Raw genomic sequence first — 5,094 nt, 5'->3', positions numbered from 1 at the left:
CCACCATACAGTTTCTTGAATTTTATAAGTTGCAGCATTGTTAATTGGATAAAAAAAAGGCCGGCATTGTTACAAGTGAAAATAAAAAAGACGCAAATATGCGTCTCTATATTTTTTAATTAAATTTCGAAATCGAACCTCCGAATTCCGAAATCATATAGCTCCCTCAATCAAAGATCCATAAAACTCACCAACATTCATACCGGCTGCTCTCACCTGCTGTGGAATCAAACTGTTTGCAGATTGGCCCGGCGTAGTGTTGATCTCAATAAAATAAAAATCATTGGTACCTTCCAGCAAAATAAAATCAACCCGCACCATCCCCCTGCAGTTCAGGCGGATGTATACTTCGGTCACTATTTCGGCTATCAGCTTATTTTGCTCTGCAGGCAAATCTGCGGGGGTTATTTCTTTGGTTACCCCCGATGTATACTTAGCTTCGTAATCAAAAAAATCTTTAGTGGTAAGTATCTCCGTAGCCGGCAAAACGGTTATTTTACCGTTGAGGCGGGCAATGCCAATGCTAAACTCACGGCCCTTAATAAACTCTTCTACCAGGATCTGCTCATCTTCATGAAAAGCCTTTTTCAATGCATCAGGCAATCCGGCTACGTTATAAACCTTACTCATACCCACACTGCTTCCGCCATTATTTGGTTTAATGAACAGCGGGAATTTCAGCGTAGCAGCAATAATGGCCACGTCATGCATATCCTTCTCAAACAACCGCATAGAATGGGCAGTATGTAAGCCATGTATCCCATTCACAATAGTTTTGGTATAAGCCTTATTCATGGTAATGGCCGATGTGGTAGCATCACAAGTATTATAACGAATACCCAGCATATCTAAATAGCCTTGAATCTTACCGTCCTCGCCGGGGGTGCCATGTATGGTTATAAAGGCAAAATCAAACTTAATTTTTTCTCCGCCTATCGTAAGGCTGAAATCATTTTTATCAACATCAACAGTTCCGTCTGTAATTTCATGAAACCATCTATCGCGGTTTACATATATGGTATAAACTTTGTACTTTTCGGCATCAAGATTACCGGCTATATTTTTTGCACTGTTAACAGATACTTCATACTCACCGGTAAAGCCGCCGGCCAAAAGGGCTATATTTTTCTTCATATTTGGGATTTCGGATGTTGGATTTGGGATTTGCTTTTTCAAATGCCCAATTCGATTTCGAAATTAGAATAATAGTCTTAAATATTCTTAATTGAAATTATAAATTCAAAATTTTTAAATCCGAAACGGCAAAGCCATCTTGAACACCAATAAAATCGACGACTGTGAAAAATCGAACATCCGAAATCTGAAATCCAAAATAATCACTATGTTTGATACTTATTTGACTGTAATTATCCTTACATATACTGATGAGCAAATTTGGGGCTTACTTAAAAACAAAATCATTTCGTTATAACCTTATAGGCGCTATTGTTACTGTAATAGTGGTTGTTTTAATAGCCTTTTTTAGCTTAGGATATTACACCAACCATGGCTCGGGCATACCGGTACCAAAGCTTAAAGGCGAGAAGATAGACAGGGCTATGGCCTTGTTAAAAGAGCAAGGATTTGGCTATAAAATAGATTCTGTTTATGTACCAGATGCCGAACCCGGCACCATAGTGGAACAGGATCCGGATGCCGGAACCAATGTTAAAGAAGGACGTGTAATATACCTTACCATGGTAACATTACAGGCGCCTCCGGTAGCACTGCCCGACCTGGAACAAAGCACTTACCGCGAGGCTACGGCTACCTTATCAAACTATGGTTTAAAAATTGGCGACACAACCTACCGCTCAGACATTGCGCGCGACCGGATCCTGGAAGTTCGTTATGGAGGTGAGATTATAAAAGCGGGTTTCAAATTGCCTAAAGGTTCAAAGGTTGACCTTGTATTGGGTGATGGCGAAGGAGCCAGTGAAGTTGAGATACCTGAATTGATAAACCTTGATCTTGATGCAGCGCGTTTTGCAATAAAGGGTGCAGGCTTATCTGTTGGTACTATCACCTACCAGGGAACTATAACAGATTCGACCAATGTGGTGGTTTCTGGCCAATACCCTATGAAAACCGATTCGTTAAGTAAAACCAGTATAGGTACACGTATTAATATTACGGTTACACAAGGTACAAAAACTGATGCAGCCCCAACAAATTAACGCAGCAGAACTGCTTGCCCGTATAAACAACGGCGAGCGTTTAAATTTGATAGATGTACGCGAAGCTATTGAATACCACACCTTTAATATAGGAGGCAGCAATATCCCGCTATCGGCTCTTGCCGATAGCATAAATAAATGGGCTTACAACAAAACAGACGAGTTAATCGTTATCTGCAAAGTTGGTTTGCGCAGCCAAACCGCGCAAACACTATTACTGCAAAATGGTTATCAAAACGTTAAAAACTTAGCTGGTGGATTGATGGCCATCCAAAAATTAAAATAATTACTATTCACACTTATTTATCATGACTGAGCAAAAGTCAAAATCAGGATTATTAAAAAAATTCATTATAGCGTTTGCGCTGGTAATAACTGTATTATTGGTTTTTACGGGTGTAAACTATTATTATAAATACTTTGGCCCAAATGTTACCGGCAACCAGGATTATTTGTATATACACACCGGTGCAACTTATGCGGATGTTTTAAAAACCATAAAAGAGCAGGATATGGTTAAGGATACCGTAACATTTAACTGGGCTGCTACCAATATGAACTATATCCGGCGTGTTAAGGCTGGTAAATATCGCCTTCACCAGGGCATGAGCAACCGTAAACTCATCAATATGCTGGCATCCGGTACGCAGGAGCCAATCCAACTCGAGTTTCATGGGCTTAGGATGAAGGAACAGTTTGCCGGTTTTGTATCTAAAAAGATAGAAGCCGATTCAACATCCATCATCAACCTGCTTGATTCGGCAGGTTATGTAACTAAATATGGTTTTACAACCGATAATGTGTACACCATGTTTATGCCAAACTCCTACCAGCTATACTGGAATATATCGCCCGATAAATTCTTTAAAAAGATGTATGCCAGCTATGAAAAATTCTGGACACCGGAGCGTAAGCAAAAAGCCGCAGCCATTAATCTTTCGCAGCAGGAAATATCGGTTTTAGCATCCATTGTTGATGCCGAAGCTTTACATGACAACGAAATGCCGGCAATTGCCGGGTTGTACCTCAACCGCCTTAAAAAAGGCATGAAACTTGAAGCCGACCCCACTGTGATCTTCGCTCTCAATGATTTTACTATTAAACGGGTGCTCAACAAATATCTTTCTTATAATTCGCCCTACAACACTTACCTGCATACAGGATTGCCTCCCGGCCCAATCATGATGCCTTCGGTTAGTGCAGTTAATGCCGTACTTGACTATCAAAAAAGCGAATATATTTATATGTGCGCAAAAGCCGATTTTTCGGGATATCATGCGTTTGCAACCAATATGACCGATCACCTCGTAAATGCCCGTAAATTTCAGGAGGCACTTAATCAGCGCAACATTAAAAGGTAATGTTTGAGCATATCACCAAAATAAGGGTACGTTACGGCGAAACCGACCAGATGGGCTATATGTACTATGGTAATTACGCCGAATTTTACGAGGTTGGCCGGGTAGAGATGTTACGCAGCCTGGGTTTAACCTACAGCGGGATGGAACAATCGGGCATTATGATGCCTGTACTGGAATTAAAATGCAAGTATTTAAAACCCGCTTTGTATGATGAAGAGATCAGCGTAAAAGTGATCATGGATAAAATGCCTGGCATTCGCATCCATTTCAGATACGAGCTGAGGAACGAAAAAGGTGAGCTCATTAATACCGGTGAGACGTTGCTGGTATTCATCAACATGCAAACTAACCGCCCCAGCCTGCCCCCAAAAGATTTTATAGAAAAATTATTGCCATTTTTTGAGTAAGTTTGGTTAAATGAGATGGCTGCACCACTTTTTGTTGCGTTTTAAGTTTTACCAATACATTATCGAATGGACTAAATACATCATTATTCCTGGTTTTCGTCCATTGCCATTGTATACTGTTATTGATTTCTTTATAACCGAAATCTCTAAAAGTTCGCTCATAAACCGGGCATATTCACTTGCCTATAGTTTTATGATGGCTATTTTTCCGGCAACCATCTTTTTATGCACATTAATACCTTATATACCAATAAATCATTTCCAGGGTAATTTGCTAAGTGTACTGGCGTCTATAATGCCCACAGAGGCGTATCTGGCCTTTAGGGAGACTATTATAGATATCATCAAGAACCAGAATGGCAAATTGCTTTCTTTTGGTTTTTTGCTGACTATTTATTTTGCCACAAATGGCGTGATCAATTTAATGAAGGCATTTAACAAAGCGTCGCTAATTACAGATAGACGACGCTGGCTAAAAAGACGTATTGTAGCCCTTGGTATTACTATGGCTATCGCCATGGCTTTTTTAATTTCCATAGCTATCATGATAGCCGGGCAGGCGGTTATAAGCTGGATACGATCACGTGTAGACAGCGAGAGCCATTTCTGGATCTATCCAATCATGTTATTCCGCTGGCTTATGATCATCGTTATATTTTTTGTTACCATAGCATGCCTTTATCGCTACGCTCCTGCCCATAAAAAACGTTGGAAGTTTATAAATCCAGGCTCCGTTTTAGCCACTGGTCTGGCTGTATTAACCTCGTTGGGTTTTTCTTACTATATTAACAATTTTGCATCATACAATAAGGTGTACGGATCATTAGGAACTGTGATAGTCGCGATGCTTTGGATGTACATAAACTCGTTAATTTTGCTCATTGGATTCGAATTAAACGCGTCCGTGGAGCTTTCAAAACGAAGTTTACGGGTAATAAAACCCCGTTATAACAGCTTCAGGCAGAAAAAAACAGATGATTTTTAAAATTAAGCTATTGACACTCAAAAGCTTAAAGCCATATATTAAGAAATTAAAAAAAAATCGTTATCCCAGCTTGCCAATTCGCTTCGGATTTGTACTTTTGTCCCCGGAGAGCTGGCAGAGTGGTCGATTGCGGCAGTCTTGAAAACTGTTGAACTGTGAAAGGT

General features: G+C 40.0%; 6 protein-coding genes. 5 read left to right on the top strand and 1 reads right to left on the bottom strand.

The features are described from left to right. Window positions 1–153: 153 nt before the first annotated feature. Window positions 154–1,134, bottom strand: coding sequence for a D-alanine--D-alanine ligase (locus AC1DPZ_RS21520; RefSeq protein WP_477407290.1), 981 nt, complete (start codon window positions 1,132–1,134; stop codon window positions 154–156). A gap of 251 nt (window positions 1,135–1,385) precedes the next feature. Between AC1DPZ_RS21520 and AC1DPZ_RS21515 the strand changes: the two genes are divergently transcribed. Genes AC1DPZ_RS21515 through AC1DPZ_RS21495 form a run of 5 tightly spaced genes read left to right on the top strand, consistent with a single transcriptional unit; the run spans window position 1,386 to window position 4,930 of the window. Then, on the top strand, window positions 1,386–2,177 hold the full coding sequence (locus tag AC1DPZ_RS21515) for a PASTA domain-containing protein (RefSeq protein WP_477407288.1): 792 nt from the start codon (window positions 1,386–1,388) through the stop codon (window positions 2,175–2,177). Next, entirely contained in the window at window positions 2,158–2,463 is a 306-nt protein-coding gene (locus AC1DPZ_RS21510; protein WP_477407286.1) for a rhodanese-like domain-containing protein, read from the top strand. Before AC1DPZ_RS21515 ends, AC1DPZ_RS21510 begins: the two co-directional genes overlap by 20 nt. A 22-nt stretch (window positions 2,464–2,485) precedes the next feature. Beyond that, on the top strand, window positions 2,486–3,538 hold the full coding sequence (mltG, locus tag AC1DPZ_RS21505; protein WP_477407284.1) for an endolytic transglycosylase MltG: 1,053 nt from the start codon (window positions 2,486–2,488) through the stop codon (window positions 3,536–3,538). After that, window positions 3,538–3,945 carry an acyl-CoA thioesterase gene (locus AC1DPZ_RS21500; protein WP_477407282.1) on the top strand — a complete coding sequence of 136 codons (408 nt, stop codon included), beginning with the start codon at window positions 3,538–3,540 and terminating at the stop codon, window positions 3,943–3,945. The genes mltG and AC1DPZ_RS21500 overlap by 1 nt, the downstream gene beginning before the upstream one ends. 10 nt (window positions 3,946–3,955) lie before the next feature. Continuing rightward, window positions 3,956–4,930 carry a YihY/virulence factor BrkB family protein gene (locus AC1DPZ_RS21495; protein ID WP_477407280.1) on the top strand — a complete coding sequence of 325 codons (975 nt, stop codon included), beginning with the start codon at window positions 3,956–3,958 and terminating at the stop codon, window positions 4,928–4,930. The last annotated feature ends 164 nt before the right edge of the window (window positions 4,931–5,094 follow it).

It is taken from the genome of Mucilaginibacter sp. P4_G9, from assembly GCF_056400985.1.
This window is presented reverse-complemented; position numbering and strand designations above follow the sequence as displayed.